General features: G+C 72.6%; 14 protein-coding genes and 1 pseudogene. 9 read left to right on the top strand and 6 right to left on the bottom strand.

What is annotated here, in order from left to right; translation table 11 throughout:
• Positions 1–15: 15 nt before the first annotated feature.
• Positions 16–393, bottom strand: a pseudogene (locus tag ABTZ99_RS31925) (hypothetical protein); the annotation flags it as partial.
• Positions 394–477: 84 nt separating this feature from the next.
• Here ABTZ99_RS31925 and ctaE point away from each other — a divergent pair.
• From ctaE to qcrB, 4 genes are read left to right on the top strand one after another with little or no spacing between them, the layout of a single operon-like run.
• On the top strand, positions 478–1,086 hold the full coding sequence (gene ctaE, locus ABTZ99_RS31930; RefSeq protein WP_082404045.1) for an aa3-type cytochrome oxidase subunit III: 609 nt from the start codon (positions 478–480) through the stop codon (positions 1,084–1,086).
• A 44-nt stretch (positions 1,087–1,130) separates the two neighbouring features.
• The gene (qcrC, locus tag ABTZ99_RS31935) at positions 1,131–1,940 is read left to right on the top strand and encodes a cytochrome bc1 complex diheme cytochrome c subunit (protein WP_498773639.1); all 810 of its coding nucleotides are present in this window, start codon (positions 1,131–1,133) and stop codon (positions 1,938–1,940) included.
• Positions 1,937–3,061, top strand: coding sequence for a cytochrome bc1 complex Rieske iron-sulfur subunit (qcrA, locus tag ABTZ99_RS31940; protein ID WP_498773641.1), 1,125 nt, complete (start codon positions 1,937–1,939; stop codon positions 3,059–3,061). The genes qcrC and qcrA overlap by 4 nt, the downstream gene beginning before the upstream one ends.
• The gene (gene qcrB, locus ABTZ99_RS31945) at positions 3,058–4,728 is read left to right on the top strand and encodes a cytochrome bc1 complex cytochrome b subunit (protein ID WP_498773643.1); all 1,671 of its coding nucleotides are present in this window, start codon (positions 3,058–3,060) and stop codon (positions 4,726–4,728) included. The genes qcrA and qcrB overlap by 4 nt, the downstream gene beginning before the upstream one ends.
• Positions 4,729–4,794: 66 nt before the next feature.
• Here qcrB and ABTZ99_RS31950 read toward each other — a convergent pair whose 3' ends face one another.
• On the bottom strand, positions 4,795–5,145 hold the full coding sequence (locus ABTZ99_RS31950; RefSeq protein WP_499616570.1) for a hypothetical protein: 351 nt from the start codon (positions 5,143–5,145) through the stop codon (positions 4,795–4,797).
• 180 nt (positions 5,146–5,325) lie between these two features.
• Here ABTZ99_RS31950 and ABTZ99_RS31955 point away from each other — a divergent pair, with 180 nt between their 5' ends.
• A complete protein-coding gene (locus tag ABTZ99_RS31955) occupies positions 5,326–5,826 on the top strand; it encodes an HAD domain-containing protein (RefSeq protein ID WP_499616573.1) in 501 nt (166 codons plus the stop codon).
• 13 nt (positions 5,827–5,839) lie between these two features.
• On the opposite strand, the gene ABTZ99_RS31960 is transcribed toward ABTZ99_RS31955, so the two are convergent.
• Both ABTZ99_RS31960 and ABTZ99_RS31965 read right to left on the bottom strand, forming a co-directional pair.
• The gene (locus ABTZ99_RS31960; RefSeq protein ID WP_053718754.1) at positions 5,840–6,124 is read right to left on the bottom strand and encodes an Lrp/AsnC family transcriptional regulator; all 285 of its coding nucleotides are present in this window, start codon (positions 6,122–6,124) and stop codon (positions 5,840–5,842) included.
• A gap of 42 nt (positions 6,125–6,166) precedes the next feature.
• Positions 6,167–7,870 (bottom strand): DEDD exonuclease domain-containing protein, encoded by a 1,704-nt coding sequence (locus tag ABTZ99_RS31965; RefSeq protein WP_498773649.1) that lies wholly within the window; start codon positions 7,868–7,870, stop codon positions 6,167–6,169.
• 93 nt (positions 7,871–7,963) lie between these two features.
• Here ABTZ99_RS31965 and ABTZ99_RS31970 point away from each other — a divergent pair, with 93 nt between their 5' ends.
• The 4 genes from ABTZ99_RS31970 to ABTZ99_RS31985 all read left to right on the top strand — a co-directional run bounded on the left by ABTZ99_RS31970 (position 7,964) and on the right by ABTZ99_RS31985 (position 13,167).
• Complete coding sequence (locus ABTZ99_RS31970; RefSeq protein WP_499616578.1) at positions 7,964–9,313, top strand: NYN domain-containing protein; 1,350 nt, start codon at positions 7,964–7,966, stop codon at positions 9,311–9,313.
• Positions 9,314–9,610: 297 nt separating this feature from the next.
• On the top strand, positions 9,611–10,651 hold the full coding sequence (locus ABTZ99_RS31975) for a C40 family peptidase (RefSeq protein ID WP_498773653.1): 1,041 nt from the start codon (positions 9,611–9,613) through the stop codon (positions 10,649–10,651).
• Between the two features lie 62 nt (positions 10,652–10,713).
• Positions 10,714–12,027 (top strand): basic secretory protein-like protein, encoded by a 1,314-nt coding sequence (locus tag ABTZ99_RS31980; RefSeq protein ID WP_499616580.1) that lies wholly within the window; start codon positions 10,714–10,716, stop codon positions 12,025–12,027.
• Between the two features lie 9 nt (positions 12,028–12,036).
• Positions 12,037–13,167, top strand: a complete 1,131-nt coding sequence (locus ABTZ99_RS31985; RefSeq protein ID WP_498773657.1) for a glycosyltransferase family 4 protein — start codon at positions 12,037–12,039, stop codon at positions 13,165–13,167.
• Between the two features lie 67 nt (positions 13,168–13,234).
• On the opposite strand, the gene ABTZ99_RS31990 is transcribed toward ABTZ99_RS31985, so the two are convergent.
• On the bottom strand, positions 13,235–16,180 hold the full coding sequence (locus ABTZ99_RS31990) for an AfsR/SARP family transcriptional regulator (RefSeq protein ID WP_498773659.1): 2,946 nt from the start codon (positions 16,178–16,180) through the stop codon (positions 13,235–13,237).
• Positions 16,181–16,607: 427 nt separating this feature from the next.
• Positions 16,608–18,416: an AMP-dependent synthetase/ligase gene (locus ABTZ99_RS31995; protein ID WP_498773661.1), complete on the bottom strand. Its 1,809-nt coding sequence runs from the start codon at positions 18,414–18,416 to the stop codon at positions 16,608–16,610.

Genomic DNA, 18,416 nt, shown 5'->3' on the forward strand with positions numbered 1-18,416 from the left:
CTGACCGTGCGTGACTTGCAGTGCGTCCCACCCGATCCAGTCGCCGCCGAGCCGCTGGGCCAGGCTCGCCATCCGGGCCCGCTCCTGAGCGCAGCCCAACGCGTCCAACCGCTGCACCCGCAACGCGTGCCAGCGATCTTCGCGGCGGAGCGCCCAGCCGTCCGGCGCGAGCAGCTCACGCGCGCGTTCTACCTGGTCAGGCGGCAGTTCGAGGTGGTGGCGCAGGACCGCGGGCTCGTCCGGTCGCCACCGGGGCGACCTGGCCAGCGCAGCCGAGTCGGCCTCCGCGACGTCGAACGCCTCCACCACCACCGCCAGGCCGGGTGAATCGATCTCCAGTGCGGGTACACCCCGTCGCGCGCGTCGATCACGCCACCGGCTCAACAACCCCATGACCGTCCTCACCGTGCGTGTGACCCAGATGACCTGCGTACGTGCCCCGGACCCGATGGGCGGGACGAAAACCTGCAAGCAATAATGCGTCGTGTGACAACGGCAGCGCCCTCAATCGGCCAGCGCGTGCACTCGCTGAACCGCCCGAACATGGTCAGCGTCGGCACGATCGTCTGGCTGTCCAGTGAGCTCATGTTCTTCGCCGGGCTCTTCGCCATGTTCTTCACGGTGAAGGCCCAGAACGAAGGGCACTGGCCACCAGCACCGACCCACTTGAACGTGCCTTACGCACTGTTCTTCACGATCATCCTGGTGGCGTCCTCGTTCACGTGCCAGTGGGGCGTGTTCGCCGCCGAGCGGGGTGACGTGTTCGGGCTGCGCCGCTGGTACATCGTGACGCTGATCATGGGCGCGATCTTCGTCGCCGGTCAGGCCGGTGAGTACGTCACCCTCGTGAGCGAGGGTACGACGATCCCGGCCTCGGCCTACGGCACCGTCTTCTACCTGACGACCGGCTTCCACGGCCTGCACGTGATCGGTGGCCTGATCGCGTTCGGCTACCTGCTGGTCCGCACGAAGCTGAGCAAGTTCACGCCCGCGCAGGCGACCTCCGCGATCGTCGTGTCGTACTACTGGCACTTCGTCGACGTCGTCTGGATCGGCTTGTTCGCCATCATCTACATCGTGCCCTGACCAGCTCGTACCCCGAACTCACACCAGCAAGGGTTGCCGCACACATGACCACCAACACCACACGGGCCCGGAAGCGCGGCACGAAGCTGCGCAGGCGGATCTCGGGCCTGCTCGCGCTGGGCTTCGCGCTGCTGGCCGCGGGCTTCCTGTTCAGCGCCCTCGCGCCGCAGCCGCAGACCGCGCAGGCGCAGGACGACCCGGCGCAGGTGCGACTGGGCGAGCAGCTCTACAACAACACCTGCATCACCTGCCACGGCGAGAACCTCGACGGCGTCGAGGACCGCGGACCCAGCCTGATCGGCGTCGGCGAGGCGGCCGTGTTCTTCCAGGTGTCCTCCGGTCGCATGCCGATGGCCCGCCAGGAGGCGCAGGCGCAGCGCAAGCCCGCCAAGTTCACGCCGGAGGAGGTGGACGCGATCGGCGCGTTCATCCAGACCCGCGGCGGCGGCCCGCAGACCCCCGCGGAGCGCGGCGAGGCGCTGCGCGGCGAGGACCCGGCCCGCGGCGGCGAGCTGTTCCGGCTCAACTGCTCGGCGTGCCACAACTTCACCGGCCGCGGCGGGGCGCTGTCGTCCGGCAAGTTCGCGCCCGAGCTCGACGGCGTGTCCGAGGAGCAGCTGTACACCGCGATGCTCACGGGCCCGCAGAACATGCCGAAGTTCTCCGACCGGCAGCTCACGCCGGAGGAGAAGAAGGACATCATCGCTTACATCAAGTCGGTGACCGACGGGAACAACAACCCCGGCGGCGCCCCCCTCGGCGGCCTAGGGCCGGTATCGGAGGGTCTGATCGCGTTCATCGTGGGTATCGCCGCACTCATCGGCGTGACCCTCTGGATCGGAGCCAAGGCATGAGCGGCGTGAAGCCGAACGAGCTGCCAGACGAGGCGGAACTCGCCGAGATGAGCCGGGACGAGCTGGTCAAGCTCGGCACCGCGCTGGACGGCGTCGAGATCGTCCACTACGAGGACCGCTGGCCGGTCAAGGGCACGCGCGCGGAGAAGCGCGCCGAGCGACTGGTGGCCCTCTGGTTCGCCATCGCCGCGCTCGCCGGCATCGCCTTCCTCGTGGCGTTCATCTGGTGGCCGTGGAAGTACGAGGCTCCGCACACGAACGAGCACATCCTGTACAGCCTCTACACGCCGGTCATCGGTTTCACGCTGGGCCTGTCGATCCTCGGCCTCGGCGTCGGCGCGCTGCTGTACACGAAGAAGTTCATCCCCGAGGAGCTGTCCGTCCAGCAGCGCCACGAGGGCGGCTCGTCCGAGGTGGACAAGGCCACGATCGTGGCGCAGCTGGCCGACGCCGGCGAGCGCTCCACGATCGGCCGCCGCTCGCTCATCAAGCGGACCGCGGGCCTCGGCGCCGGCGTGTTCGGCCTCGGCGTGCTGGCCGTGCCGCTCGGCGGCCTGATCAAGAACCCGTGGGCGGACAGCGACTCGAAGGACTCGCTCTGGCACACCGCGTGGAAGTCCGAGAACGGCGAGAAGGTCTACCTGCGCCGGCACACGGGCAACTTCCACGACGTCGCGCTGGTGCGCCCGGAGGACCTCGAAGCCGGTGGTTTCGAAACGGTGTTCCCGTTCCGCGAGTCGGAGCGCGACGACGAAGAAGCCCTGGTGCACGCGCTGAAGCGGGCCGACAGCCCGGTCATGCTCATCCGCCTGCGCCCCGGCCAGGCCGTGACCAAGCGCGCGGGCCAGGAGGACTTCAACTACGGCGACTTCTACGCGTACTCGAAGATCTGCACCCACCTCGGGTGCCCCACTTCGCTGTACGAGCAGCAGACCGGCCTGCTCCTGTGCCCCTGCCACCAGTCGCAGTTCGACGTCTTCCACTACGCCAAGCCCCGGTTCGGTCCGGCGACCCGTGCCCTGCCGCAGCTTCCGATCACGGTTGACGAGGACGGATACTTGATTGCCCGCGGCGACTTCATCGAGGCCGTGGGTCCGGCGTTCTGGGAGCGTAAGTCATGAGTGGCATCACCACGCCGACGAAACGGCAGGGCGCGGGCGCCCGCGTGGCGGGTGGCGCCGCCAAGTGGGCCGACGACCGGTTCCACATGGCTTCCGGCATGCGGAAGCAGTTGAACAAGGTCTTCCCGACGCACTGGTCGTTCCTGCTCGGCGAGATCGCGCTGTACAGCTTCATCGTCCTGCTGCTGTCGGGCACCTACCTGGCGCTGTTCTTCGACCCCTCCATGGAGGAGGTCGTCTACAACGGCAGCTTCGTGAACCTCCAGGGCATCGAGATGTCCCGGGCGTTCGAGTCGACCCTGCACATCTCGTTCGAGGTGCGCGGCGGCCTGTTCGTCCGCCAGGTCCACCACTGGGCCGCGCTGCTGTTCATGGGCGCGATCGTCGTGCACATGTTCCGGATCTTCTTCACCGGCGCGTTCCGCCGCCCGCGTGAGATCAACTGGGTCATCGGCATCGTGCTGTTCATGCTGGGCGCGATCGAGGGCTTCCTCGGCTACTCGCTGCCCGACGACCTGCTCTCCGGCACCGGCCTGCGGGTGATGGCGGCGCTGCTGATCTCGTTCCCGGTGGTCGGCACGTGGATCAACTGGCTGGCGTTCGGCGGCGAGTTCCCCGGCACGGAGATCATCCCGCGGCTCTACACGCTGCACATCCTGGTCATCCCGGGCATCATCCTGGCGCTGATCGCGGTGCACCTCGGCGTGGTCTGGTACCAGAAGCACACGCAGTTCCCGGGCGTGGGCCGCAAGGAGACCAACGTCGTCGGCGTGCGCATCATGCCGGTGTTCGCGGCCAAGGGCGGCGGGTTCTTCGCCGTGGTCGTGGCGGTCACGGCGATCATGGGCGGCATCTTCCAGATCAACCCGATCTGGAACTTCGGCCCGTACAACGCGGCGCAGGTGTCGGCGGGCGTGCAGCCCGACTGGTACATGGGCTGGACCGACGGCCTGATCCGCCTGTGGCCCGCGTGGGAGCTGTACCTGGGCAACTACACGGTGCCCGCGCCGTTCCTGCCGTTCCTCCTGGGCCTGCCGCTGCTGACCGGTCTCGCGGCGGTGTACCCGTGGATCGAGCGCAAGATGACCAAGGACTACGCGCACCACAACCTGCTGCAGCGCCCGCGCGACGTGCCGGTCCGGACGTCGCTCGGCGCCATGGCGATCTCGTACTTCATGGTGCTGCTGCTCTCGGGCGGCAACGACATCATCGCGATGAAGTTCGACATCTCGCTGAACGCGATGACGTGGATGGGCCGCATCGGCATGCTCCTCGTCCCGCCGCTGGCGTACTTCATCACCTACCGCATCTGCATCGGCTTGCAGCGCGCGGACCGCGAGGTGCTGGAGCACGGCGTCGAGACGGGCATCATCAAGCGCCTGCCGCACGGCGAGTTCATCGAGGTCCACCAGCCGCTGGGCCCGGTGGACGAGCACGGCCACCCGCTGCCGCTGGCCTACCAGGGCGCGTCGGTGCCGAAGAAGATGAACAAGCTGGGTTCGGCCGGCCACCCGGTGCCGGGCAGCTTCCTGACCCCGGACCCGCAGGAGGAGACCGCCGCCTTGTCCCGCGCGCGGGCCGAGCGCGGTGTCGCGGCGGACTCGCTGACCGCCGAGAACAAGCCGGCGGGCGAGCTGGCCGGGAAGCCGGCCCAGCCGGAGGACTGACGGTTCTGACGACGAGGGCCCCGCACCTGCTCCAGGTGCGGGGCCCTCGTCGTGCCCGGGTCGGGGTCAGTAGGCCGGGTCGTCCTGGTCGAGCAGCGTCCACCCCAGCGTGCGCGCGAGGGCGTCCAGCAGGTGGTGCTGGGCCCGGGTGGTGGCCTCGTCGGGCCACAGCGCCGTGCGGTGGGAGTGCGGGCACCACCGCGTGACGTCGAGGCTGACCACGAGGTCGTCCGGCGCCGTCGCGAACCGGCCGGAGGCGTCGACCTCGGCGTTGACCATCATGGCGCCGGTCTCGTCCCCGGTGAGCCAGGTGGCGGCGCGGTCGTGCCTGAGCCCGAGCGCGACGAGCCGCTCACCGACGTCCGCGAGCGGCAACGCCCCGCCGTCGGCGGCGCGGATCGCAAAGTACTCGCACACGGGAGTGACCCTAGCCGGGACGCGGGTCGCCGCAGGTGCGCGCGCTCCCGGCCCGCGCCGGCGACCCCTTGCTCCCGACCCTCGCCGGCAAACCCCTGCTCCCGGCGGACGCTGGCGAACCCTGCTCCCGGCGCGCGCCGGCGAACCCCTGCTCCCGGCGCCGGCGGCTATCGTGCCGTCGTGGCAGACCTCGACCGGCGCCCGTTGTTGTTCCTCGACGTGGACGGGCCGCTCATCCCGTTCGGCGGCGACCGGTACCCGACCTTCGGCACGGTCCCGGCCGGGGCGAACCCGCTGGTGGCCAGGCTCGACCCCCGGCACGGCCCGCGGTTGGCGGCGCTGCCGTGCGAGCTGGTCTGGGCGACCACGTGGATGGCCGACGCGAACGACGACGTGGCGCCGCGGATCGGGCTGCCGCGGCTGCCGGTGGTGGTGTGGCCGGAGCCGTCCGAGGCCGATGAGCACGGCGAACGCGCCGGGCTGCACTGGAAGACCCGCGCCCTCGTGGCCCGGGCGGCGGGCCGGCCGTTCGCCTGGGTGGACGACGAGCTGACCGACGCCGACCGCGCGTGGGTGGCCGAGCACCACCCCGGCCCGGCCCTGCTGCACCGGGTGGACCCGCGCCGAGGGCTCGCGGACGACGACTACGCCGTGCTCCGCGAGTGGTTGGGGGCGGTCTGACCGGGGTGGTCGGTCAGGCGTCTTCGAGGCCGATGGCGAACGCCGCGTCCGTGTCGCGCTTCGAGTACGACCGGAACGAGATGTGGGTGTCCGTGTTCAGCACGCCGGGCACCTTGGAGATGTGGCCGGGCACCAGGTCGGCGAGGTCCTCGTGCCGGGCGACCTTGACCAGGGCGATCAGGTCGACGTCGCCGGCGCACGAGTAGACCTCGGTGACGCCCTCGATGTCGGCGATCGCCTGCGCCGCGTCCGGGATGGTCTCGGCGGCGGCCTGGATCAGCACGATCGCGGTGATCACAGCGGTCCTCCACAAGTCGTCGGGGTATCGACCGACCACATGCTAGTGGCCGGCCATCCGGTACTGGTCGCGACCGGCCTCGGCGCGCGCCACCCACTCCCGCCACGCGCCGGCGGCGAACGCGGGCGAGGTCCACGGGCGCTCGCAGTAGACGAGCCGCGTGCCCGGCCGGTCGATCCACCGCAGCACCACGCCGACCTCCTCGGCGGGCGCGCCGAACAGCGGGCCCTCGCCCGGGATCACCGTCTCCGCCGACGCCACCAGCGCGTCGACCACCGGCATCGGCCGCGTGCCGCGCCGCGCCACCCCGGCCGACGCCAGCCGCCCGTGCCGCACCACGGCGAACTCCCACCCGCCGGACCCGTCCGGCCGCGCGGCCACCACCTCGGGCAGCGCCGCCAGCCCCGCGAGCCGCTGAGCCCGGTCCAACGAGCGCACCAACGACGACATCCGGTCACGGCGGGTGGCGGCGTCCTCGAACCGGTGCGCGAGGGCGAGCGCGTCGATCTGCGCGGTCAGCTCCCGCAGCGGCGCGACGTCCGCACCGGCGACCAGCCGGCGGAACGCCGACGCGGCGGGGGAGTAGTCGTCCACCGACTGGCGTCCCGCGCACGGCGCCTTGCACTTGCCCAGCTCGAACAGCGCGCACGGCGTGGCGGAGGCGTTGCGCGCCGGGATCCGGATCGAGCACGCCCGCAGCGGCACGGCCTCCAGCGCCGCCTCCAGCGCCGTCTCGGCGAGCCGCCGGGACCGGAACGGGCCGAGCGCGCCCTCACGCGGCGTGCGGACCACGGAGAGGCGCGGGAACGCCTCGTCCGTCAGCACGAGCCACCACGCCTGCCCCTGGTTCTTGGAGCGCCGGTTGTAGGCGGGCTTGTGCGCGGTCAGCAGCCGCAGCTCCCGCACCTCCGCCTCCAACGAGTGCGCGCACTCCACCGCGTCCACCCGCACGGCCAGCGACACCATCTCCCGCAGCCGCTTGCGGCCCTCGCTCGCGGTGAAGTACTGCCGCACCCGCCGCCGCAGGTCCGACGCCGTGCCGACGTACAGCACCTCCTCCGACGGCCCGCGGAACAGGTAGACGCCCGGGGTGGACGGCAGGTGCGACGCGAGCGTCCGCTTGCGCCGCTGCGCCGGCGTCACCTCGGGCAGGTAGGCGACCAGCTCCTCCAGCGAGTGCACGCCGACCGAACCGACCCGCTCCAGCAGGTGGTGCAGCACCTCGACGGTCGCGCGGGCGTCGATCAGCGCGCGGTGGTTCGGCTGCACGGACACGCCGAACAGCTGGGCCAGCGCGGACAACCGGCAGCTCGGCGCCTCGTCCCGGCTGAGCACCCGGCGGGCCAGCTTCACCGTGCACACGACGGTCGGCTTGGGCCACGTGTACCCGTGCCGGGCGCAGGCGGCCTTGATGAACCCCACGTCGAAGCCGGAGTTGTGCGCGACCAGGACCGCGCCGGCGGCGAACTCGAGGAACGCGGGCAGCACCGTGGTGAGCTTCGGCGCGCCGGTCACCATCATCTGGGTGATCCCGGTCAGGGCCGCGACCTGCGGCGGAATGCCCCGCTCGGGGTCGACGAGGGTGCCGAACTCGCCGATCACCCGCCCGCCGCGCACCTTGACCGCACCGATCTCGGTGATCGCGTCGCCGTCCGCCCGGCCGCCGGTGGTCTCCAGGTCGAACACGACGAACGTGGTCTCGCGCAGCGGTGTGCCCAGTTCGTCGAACGTGAGCTGAGTAGTCATCGCGGCGCACCGTAGCGGCACCCACCGACAGTCCGGCGCGGAGCGGCGGTGATCGAGCACAGCGACGTCACGCGGCACAGCTAGCCTGTACGGGTGCAAGACCCGATCGAGCCACCGGCCGACGCGGACGACCTGGGACCGGCCCAGGCCGTCGAGTCCACTGTGGACTGGTCCGCCCTGCCCGAGCCGCTGCGCGCGCGGCTCGCGGAGTTGAGCGCGGATGCGTTGGGGGACTTGGCGAAGGTCGACATCCCGCAGTCCTTGCGCGCGGTCGCCCGGTTCGCGCCCACCAAGCGGGCCCGACTGGGCGCGCCGGTGCTCGTCGGCGGCCTGAAGTCGTCGGCGAACTTCCGGGCCGCGGTCGTCGAGTGGCTGCGGCGCAACCGGCCGGCGGCGCTGGAGGTGACCTCGCCCGACCCGGTGGCGGCCGGCGCGGCGGCGATCCTGCAGGGCGAGGAGGTCGCGTCCCACTTCATCGAGCTGGTCGGCAGGCGCGTGGCGGACGCGGCGCTGCGCTCCGAGCGCGACCTGGCCGTGCAGCGGGCCGAGCGGCTCGAAGTCGAGCTGGAGCGGCTCAAGGCGGAGCGGGCCGAGGCGGGCGGCGCGGTGGACAAGATCCGCGAGGCGTCCGAGGCCGAGCTGGAACGGCTGCGCAAACGGTTGCGCGAGCAGGGCGTGCGGCTGCGCGAGGCCAAGGACCGGGCCGAGTCGTCGTCGGCGGAGGCGGACCGGGTGCGCGCGGAGGCCGAGGCCGCGCTGCGCCGGTTGACCGCCGAACGGGACCGCGAGCGCGAGCGCGCCGAGCACGAGCGCGCCAAGGCGCAGCGGGCCGAGTCGGACGCGGAGGTGGCGCGCCAGTCGGCCAAGGAGGCGCGGCAGGCCGACGAGGTGCGGCTGGCCCTGCTGGTCGACACGCTGGACGGCGCGGTGAACGGGCTGCGCCGGGAGCTGGCCCTGGGCGGCGCGGGCCCGCGGCCGGCGGACCTGGTGCGCGGGGCCAGCGCGGCGCAGGGCGCGGTCGGCCGGGTGGAGGACCCGGCGGCGCTGGACCGGTTGCTGGCGCTGCCCGCCGTGCACTTGATCGTGGACGGCTACAACGTCACCAAGACGGGCTACCCGGAGCTGTCGCTGTCGGACCAGCGGGACCGGTTGGTGCACCAGTTGGCCGTGCTGGCGGCGCGCACCGGCGCGGAGGTGACGCTGGTGTTCGACGGCGCGGGCGTGGTGGCCGTGCCGACGTCGGCGCCGCGCGGGGTGCGGGTGCTGTTCAGCGATCCGGGCGTGCTGGCCGACGACGTGATCCGGGCGCTGGTGACCGCCGAGCCCGAGGGCCGTCCGGTGGTCGTGGTGACGTCCGACCGGGCGGTGGCCGATTCCGTCCGGCGGCGCGGCGCGCACCCGGTGCCGTCCGCGGTGCTGCTCGCACGCCTGGGCCGTGTGTGACACAGATCGTGTTTTTAACACCACCGGTGGTCACACGACCAGGTCACAGCTAGGCCGTTTGAGAACAAAGGTGAACTCGACGTGATTTCCTTGCCTCGCTAGTGGACGCCGGACCTCACTTTTCGTAACCTAGCCGAGATCTCGCGGCGAGCAGTGGTCCATCCTGGGCCGCGACGCGGGTTCACCGCCGAATCGGCCTGTCGGGGAGCCGAGCCGGAATCTCTCACCAGAGGTGTGTCGGGTTGCGTCCTGCGCCCGGCCGGCAGGCGGGATCAGACGAAGGAGACACACGCGACTGTGGCGTCGCAACGACTCAAGCGCGGCCTGCGCGGGGCGATGGCGGCCACGGCGGTGGCCGCTGCCGCGGTGGGCGTCCTGCCCGTACCCGCCGGAGCCCAGCCGAACACCCCCGCGAACGCCTCCGAGGCGCTGAAGAAGTACAACGAGCTGGCCGAGCAGGCCACCAAGCTCAACGAAGAACTCCTGCGCGCCGAAGAGCAGCGCAACGCCAACCAGACCGAGCTGGACAAGGCCAACGCCGACCTGGCGCAGGCGACCCAGGCCGGCGAGCAGGCGCGGACCGACGAGGAGACCTTCCGGGTCCAGGTCGACAAGCTGACGGAGGCGTCGTTCGAGGGCGCCCGGTTCAACCAGCTGTCGGCGCTGCTGGTGTCCGACTCCCAGCAGGACTTCCTGAACCGCATGTCCGCGCTCGGCGTGCTCGCGTCGGACAACACCGAGTCCCTCGAACGGCTCTCCGGCGCCGTCGACGCGGCCGAGGACGCCCGGCAGAAGGCGGCGGACGCCCAGGCCCGCGCGCAGGCCGCGACCGACGAGGCGATCAAGATCGCCGACGACGTCAAGAAGCGGCAGACCGACCTGCAGGGCCAGATCACCGAGGTCAGGAACCAGCTCAACCGGCTGACCGCGCAGGAGCGCAACACGCTGACCAGCGTCGGCCAGCGCGTCACCACCAACGTGCCCGCAGGCGCGGCGGGTGCGGCGCTGCAGTTCGCGCTGGAGCAGCAGGGCGACATGTACCTGTACGGCGCGACCGGTCCGGACCGCTGGGACTGCTCCGGCCTGACGTCCAAGGCCTACGCGTACGCCGGCGTGACGATCCCGCGCACCTCCGGCGGTCAGGCGGGCGCCGGGCGTCCCGTCAGCCGCGGCGAGGTCCAGGCGGGCGACCTGATCATCTACAACGGTGGCAACCACGTGGGCATGGCGGTGGACAACGCGCGGGTCGTGCACGCGTCCACCGACGGCGTCCCGGTCAAGGTGGTGCCGCTGGAGAACCCCGGCAGCATCTACGCGATGCGGCGCATCGCGGGCTGACAGTCGTCGTCCGGCAGGGCCATCCTCTACGGGGGTGGCCCTGCCGTTGACTTTGGAGGCTCGTGAGCCGTTTTCGGGGTGTGCTGGCCGCGTTGGTGGCCGTGACGTTCCTCGCCGGACTGGTCACGGCCGTGGTCCCGGCGACCCCGTCCGCGCCGCCCGCGTCGGCCGACACCGCCGCCACCTCGCGCTCGGAGGCCGTGCGGGCGCTGCTCGAACGGCGCGCGCGGGCCGTGCTGGACCGGGACGAGACGGCCTTCACCGCGGACCTCGACCCCCTCGCCGACGCCGGGTTCCGGCAGCGGCAGCGCGACCTGTTCCGCAACCTCGCCTCGGTGCCGTTGGCGGAGTGGGAGTACGTGGCCGACCGGGAACCCGGCGCCGACGGGCGGGCCGGTGCCACGGGCGCCGACGTCACCGGTGCCCACCTCGCTGGGCTGGACCTGCCCGCAGCCGACGAGGTGTGGGCGCCGGACGTGCGGCTGTCGTACCGGCTCCGCGGCGTGGACGTGGAGCCGAGCAGCCAGGGCATGGCCTACCTGTTCACCCGGCGCGGCGACCGCTGGTACCTCAACTCCGACACCGCGCTGGAGCCCTTGGGCAAGCGCACGTGGCGCGGGCCGTGGGACTTCGGGCCGAGCCACGTGCTCACGGGCACCGGCGGGTTCGTGCTGAGCCACCCCGGCGGCGAGGTGCTCGCCGCACGGGTGCTGGCGGAGCTGGACGGCGCCGTCACGGCCGTGACCGAGGTGTGGGGCCAGGCCTGGGCGCGCCAGGTGGCCGTGCTGATCCCGGCGAGCCCGCAGGAGATGGTCGCGCTGGTCGGACCGGGGTTCGCCACCGGCGCGATCGCGGGCGTCGCGGTGGCCGACCGGGTGGACCCGGACACGCACACCGCCCGCGGCCAACGGGTGGTGTTGAACCCGGACAGCGCGGGGGCGTTGTCGCCGTTGGCGTTGCGGGTGCTGCTGCGGCACGAGATCACGCACGTCGCCGCGCGCGGCGAGACCGTGGACGGCGCGCCGATGTGGGTGCTGGAGGGGTTCGCGGACTACGTGGGCTACCGGCGCAGCGACGTGCCGCCGCCCAAGGCCGCGCCGCTGCTGGCCGCGCGGGTGCGGCAGTCGTTGCCCTCGTCGCTGCCCTCGGACGCCGACTTCCGCGGCGACGGGATGGAGCTGGCCTACCAGCAGGCGTGGTCGCTGAACCTGTACCTGGCGTCGTCGCTCGGCGAGCCGGGGCTGGTGGCGCTGTACCGGCGGCTGGCGCGGGTTCGGGCGTCCGAAGTGGACGGCGTGCTGCTGGAGGTGACCGGTGGGGACACCGCGGCGCTGGTGCGCGGGTGGCAGGAGTTCCTGCGGCGGTCGTTCCCGTAACGTGGTCGCGTGCGTCGGACCCTGCTGGTGACCAATGACTTCCCGCCTCGGCCCGGCGGAATCCAGGCCTACCTGCACGCTCTGGCCGTGCGGCTGCCCGAGCTGGTGGTGTACGCGCCGTCGTGGGAGTCGTCGTCCGGCTCGCACCCGGAGTTCGACGCGGCGCAGCCGTTCGAGGTGGTGCGGCACCCGGGGACGTTGATGCTGCCCACGCCGGACGTCGTGCGGCGCGCGTCGGACATCCTGCGCGGGGCGCGCTGTGACGCCGTGTGGTTCGGGGCAGCGGCGCCGTTGGCGCTGATGGCGTCACGGCTGCGTGCCGCGGGCGCTTCGCGGGTGTTGGCGTCGACGCACGGGCACGAGGTCGGGTGGTCGATGCTGCCGGGCGCGCGGCAGGCGTTGCGGCGGATCGGGTCGGACGCGGACGTGGTGACGTTCGTGAGCCGGTACACGCGGTCGCGGTTCGCGGCGGCGTTCGGTCCGATGGCGGCGTTGGAGCACCTGCCGTCGGGGGTGGACACGTCGGTGTTCGCGCCTTCCGCGGAGGCGCGGGCGGAGATGCGGGCCCGGTACGGGTTGGGCGACCGGCCGGTGGTGGTGTGCGTGTCGCGGCTCGTGCCGCGCAAGGGGCAGGACGTGCTGGTGCGCGCGTTGCCGGAGATCCGGCGGCAGGTGCCGGGCGCGGCGTTGCTGCTGGTGGGCGGCGGGCCGTACCGGGGCACGCTGGAGCGGCTGGCGGCGTCGGTCGGCGTGTCGGAGCACGTGGTGCTGACCGGGTCGGTGCCGTGGGAGGAGCTGCCCGCGCACTACAACGCCGGTGACGTGTTCGCGATGCCGTGCCGGACGCGCGGGCGTGGGCTGGACGTCGAGGGCCTGGGGATCGTGTACCTGGAGGCGTCGGCCACCGGCCTGCCGGTCGTGGCGGGGCGTTCGGGCGGTGCGCCGGAGACCGTGCGCGACGGCGTGACGGGGCGGGTGGTCGACGGGCGCGAGGTGGCGGAGGTGGCCAACGCCGTCGCCGCGCTGCTGGCCGACCCGGGCACGGCCGCGAAGATGGGCGCGGCGGGCCGCGAGTGGGTCACCGGGAACTGGCGCTGGGACGACCTGGCCGACCGCCTGGTCGGCTTGATCGACTCCTGAGCGTTGAACCCGGGGGTCCCTGAACGAGGGACACGCGGGTCCTGGACGTGGGACACGCGCGGTGTGGTCAGGGGTGGCCGATCTGGTCTTGCAGGTCGGCGGCGCGGGTCGTCTCGGTGGCGGCGGCGGTGTGGTCGCCCAGGGCATCGTGGATGGTGGCGAGCTCGGTGCGGGCGGTGCGTTCGGTGATCCGCAGGCCGAGGCTGGACGTCAGGGTGACGGCCTGGGTGGCCAGCGCCTTGGCCTCCGCGACCTGGCCCAGCTGCCGGCGCACGCCCGCCAGGCCGATCAGGGCCCGCGCCTCGCCGGGCAGGTAGCCGATCCGGCGCGCCTTGGTCAGCGCCTGCTGGAACTGCTCGTCGGCCGTCCGCAGGGAACCCAGGCCCCGGTTCGCCGACGCCATCACCACCAGCACGTTCGTGGTGATCCGCTGGTCGCCGCCCTCCCGCAGCTCGGCCAGCGCCCGGTCGGCCAGGTCCAGCGCCGCCGCGTGCTCGCCCAAGTCCAGCCGCACGGACGCGGTGCTCTCCAGCACCCGTGCGGCGGCCTCGCGGAATCCCGCCTCCACCGACAGGCGCAACGCCTCGGACAGGTGGGCGAGCGCGCGCTGTGGCTCGCCCATGAGCTGTGACGCCACGCCGAGGAGCGTCAACGCGGTGATCTCGCTGCCCCGCAACCCGTGCTCCACGCTGATCGCCAGCACCTCGCCCAGCAGGTCCACCGCCTCTGCCAGCTCACCGGTCTCGATGGCCAGCACGCCCAACCCGGTCAGCACGCCCGTCTCGCCCGACCTCGGCTCGCCGGACTCGCGCTTGAGCGCCAGGCACATCTCCAGGTCGTCGCGGGCGCCCGCCAGGTCGCCCGCTTCCATCCGCACCACGCCGAGGTAGCTGCGCACGCCCGCCTCCGACGCGAGGTCACCGGACACGCGGTGCAGCTCCACCGCCCGCATGTAGTGCGCGATGGACGTGGTGAAGTCGCCGAGCCGCCAGTGCAGGGTGGCCAGGTTCTGGTGCATCGCCGCCTCGCCCGCCACGTCCCGCTGCTCGTGCGCGGCGTCCAGCCCGTACTGCGCGGTCGTCAGCCACTCGGTGACGTGCTTGCCGCTCCACAGGTAGCCGCGCAGCCCGTCGGCCAGCTGCCACGACATCGCGGCCGGCCCCCGTTCGGCCGCCGAGCGGATCGCCGCGGTCAGGTTCGGCCGCTCCGCGTCCAGCCACGCCCGCGCCTGCGTCGTCGTCTCGATCCGCGGCAGCCGCACCGCCCGCCCGGCGGGCGCAGGCAGCCGCATCAGGTCCGGGTACAGCAGCTCGGCGCAGTGGTCGACGGCGCGCACGTAGAACTCCAGCAGCCGCACGCGCGCCGCGGCCACGTCCTCGTTCCCGGCCTCCGCCATCTCGGCCGCGAACCGCGCCAGCTCGTCGTGGAACGCGTACCGGCCGCGGTCGGCGGCCACCAGCCGTGCCCTGGTCAGCTGCCCGAGCAGCGCGGCGGCCTCCGGCACGGTCAGCTCGGCCGCGTTCGCCGCCGCCTCCGTCGTGAAGTCCGGTCCCGGCACCACGCTGAGCAGCGCGAACAGTCGCCGCGCGCCCGGCGTCAGGGCGGCGTGCGCCAGGTCGAGCGGACGGCGGTCGCCCAGCTTCTCCAGGTACCGCACCACCGAACCGCCGGCCACCGACGCCGCCGCGATGTGCAGCGTCAGCGGCAGGTGCCCGCACCGCCGCGCCAGCTCCTCCGCCGCCGGCCCGGACCGGCGCAGCACGGCCAGCGACTCGTCCGGCCCGAACACGTCCAGCCCGACCCGCCGGGCGCCGTCGACGGCGATCAGCCCGCGCAGGTCGTCGCGGCTGGTCACCAGCACCGGGCAGCTCGCCGCGCCGGGCAGCAGCGGGCGCACCTGGTCCGGCGCGGCGGCGTTGTCCAGCACCAGCAGCATCCGCCGGCCCGTCAGCAGCGACCGGAACAGGGTGCTCTGCTCGTCGGAGTCCACCGGGATCTGCTCCGGCGGCACGCCGAGCGCGCGCAGGAACCGGGTCAGCACCTCCACCACCGGCGTGGCCGGGCCGGAGGCGTACCCGCGCAGGTCCACGTACAGCCGACCGTCCGGGAACCGGTCGCGCAGCCGGTGCGCCACGTGCACCGCCAACGCCGTCTTGCCCACGCCGGGCACGCCGGTCAGCGTCACGATCGGCACGGCCGTGCGCGGGCCGTCCGGCGCGATCAGTCGGGAGATCCGCTCGACCAGCTCGGTCCGGCCGACGAAGCCCGGCACGTCCGGCGGCAGCTGGTCGGGCACGTCCGGGTCGACCCGCTCGGCGGGCGCGGCCAGGCTCGGGTCGCCGACCAGGATCGCCTGGTGCAGCTCGCGCAGCGCCGGGCCGGGCTCGATGCCCAGCTGCTCGCCGAGCAGCCGGTCGACCAGCCGGAACGCCTCCAGCGCCTCGGCCTGCCTGCTGCCCCGGTACAGCGCCACCATCAGCTGCGCCCAGAACCGCTCCCTCAGCGGGTGGTCCGCGGTCAACGACCGCAGCACGGGCACCAGCCGCTCGTGGTTGCCCAGCGCCAGCTCGACGTCGTTGCGCTCCTCGTGCACCACCAGCAGCCGCTCGGCCAGCCGCGGCACCTCCTCGTCGCGCAACGCCTCCGACGGCACGTCCGACAGCGCCGGCCCGCGCCACAGGCCGAGCGCCTCGGCGTACAGCTCGGCGGCGTCGGCCAGGTGCCCGGACTGCGCGGCCTGCCTCGCCAGCCCCGCCGTGGTGGTGAACCGGTGCACGTCCACCTGCTCCGGCGGCACCACCAACCGGTAGCCGTCCGAAGTGGTCCGGATCAGCGACGGGTCGCCGAGCAGCTGCCGCAGCCGCATGACGTAGGTCTGCAGCGTGCCGCGGGTGCGCGCGGGCGGGTCGCCGCCCCACAGGAAGGAGACCAGCTCGCCAATTGAGACGGCACGGCCCGCGCGCAGCGACAGGGCAGCCAGCAGCGCCCGGTGCTTACCTGCCCGAACGGGCACCGGTCGACCCTGTATGCGCACCTCGAGCGGGCCGAGAAGGCCGAACCACGGCCCAGCGCCCATCCTTGCGTCCCCTCGTTCCGCCTCGCTGTGGCACAGCCTAGGGCGGGCGCTGACGGCACGAGTCATCGCCGCGTCAGCGATACGACAGCGCGCTGCGGCACGCTATGAAGCGTCCCGGTTGGGGGACCGGGACAACAGAACTTCTCGGGTCCGCGTCAGCGGATACGCGATCACTGGGGGTCGAGTGGCCTGCGTCTTCGGACGCAGGCCACTCGTCTGTGTTGGATGGCCGCGACCACCCCGCGAGGTCGCGTCGGTCGTTCGCGACTCATTTTCCGGCGATCACGCTTTTCGATCGCCGGAAAATCAGGCGCGAGCGGCCGACTTCCAGGCGACCTCGCCGCCGTCTGCGGAGCAGCGGCAATCAGGCACTGTAGATGGCTTCGATGTCCTGCTTGTAGGTCGAGGCGACCACCGAGCGGCGGAGCTTCAGGCTCGGGGTCATCTCGCCGCCGGCCTCGGTGAAGTCCACCGGCAGGATGCGGAACTTCTTGATCGCCTCCGCCTTGGACACCGCCTGGTTGGCCTCGTCCACCGCGGCCTGGATCTCGCCGCGCAGCGTCTCGTCGTCGATCAGGTCGGCCACGGTCGCCGACCCCGGCTTGCCGTTCTGCTCCTTCCACGCCGGGAAGAACTCCGGGTCGATCGTGATCAGCGCGCCGATGAACGGCTGCGCGTCACCGACCACCATGCACTGGCTGATCAACGGGTGGGCGCGCAGGCGGTCCTCCAGCACGGCGGGCGAGACGTTCTTGCCGCCGGCGGTGACGATGATCTCCTTCTTGCGCCCGGTGATCTTCAGGAAGCCGTCGTCGTCCAGCTCGCCGATGTCACCGGTGTGGAACCAGCCGTCCTCCAGCGCCTCCGCCGTCGCCTCCGGGTTGTTCCAGTAGCCGCGGAACACGACGCCGCCCTTGATCAGGACCTCGCCGTCCTCGCCGATGCGGATCGACGTGCCGCTGACCGGCCGGCCCACCGTGCCGACCCGGAACGCCGACGCGGTGTTCAGGTTCGACGCGGCGCTGGTCTCGGTCAGGCCGTAACCCTCGAACACCGGCACGCCGATGCCGCGGAAGAAGTGCGCCAGCCGCTCGCCCAGCGGCGCGCCGCCCGACACCGCGTTGGTGCACCGGCCGCCGAGCGCCGCGAGGAGCTTGCTGTAGACGAGCTTCGCGAACAGCGCGTGCTTGATCTTGAGCCCGAGGCCGGGGCCGCTCTTGTCGAGCGCCTCGCTGTAGGCCACCGCGGTCGCCTCGGCGGCGTCGAAGATCTTGCCCTTGCCCGCCGCGTGCGCCTTCTGCTTCGCGCCGTTGTAGACCTTCTCGAACACGCGCGGCACGGCCACCACGAACGTGGGCCGGAACGACTGGAGGTCCTGCACCAGGGTCTTCACGTCCGACGTGTGGCCCATGGTCACCCGCGTGTACACGCCGCACAGGGCCAGCGCGCGGGCCAGGATGTGCGCCAGCGGCAGGAACACCAGCAGCGAGTTGCCGGCCTGCATGAGCTGCGGGAACGCGGTGATCCCGGCCCGCACCTCGGACAGCAGGTTGCGGTGGGTCAGCTCGCAGCCCTTGGGGCGGCCGGTGGTGCCCGAGGTGTAGACGATGGTCGCGGTGTCGTCCGCGCCGACCACCTTGCGCCGGGCCCGCGCGTCGTCGTCGGACACCGAGGCGCCCAGCGCGGTCAGCTCGTCGATCGCGCCCGCCGCGTCGCCGGACGGCCCGTCGACCTGCCACACGTGCCGCACCTCGGGCAGGCCGGCCACCACCGAGTCCACTGTGGCGCGGTGCTCGGAGGTCTCCACGAACACGGCCTTGGCCGAGGAGTCGGACAGGATCCACTCGACCTGCTCGGCCGAGGAGGTCTCGTAGATCGGGACCACGACACCGCCCGCGTGCCAGATGGCGAAGTCGAGGAGGGTCCACTCGTAGCGGGTCTTGGACATCAGGCCCACCCGCTCGCCTGGCTGCAAGCCCGCCGCGACCAACCCCTTGGCGACCGCGAGGACCTGGGCGGCGAAGTCGCGGGCGGTGACGTCCACCCACGTGCCGTCCACGCGGCGGCGGAAGCTGACGGCGTTGCCGAAGCGCTCCGCGTTCGCCCACACCATGTCGGTGAGGTTCTCCTCGGCAGCCACAGTGGCGGTGGCGGGGACGCTGAACTCGCGCAC

Origin of the sequence: Actinosynnema sp. NPDC002837, from assembly GCF_040295345.1 — a bacterium.
Classification (GTDB): Bacteria; Actinomycetota; Actinomycetes; order Mycobacteriales; family Pseudonocardiaceae; genus Actinosynnema.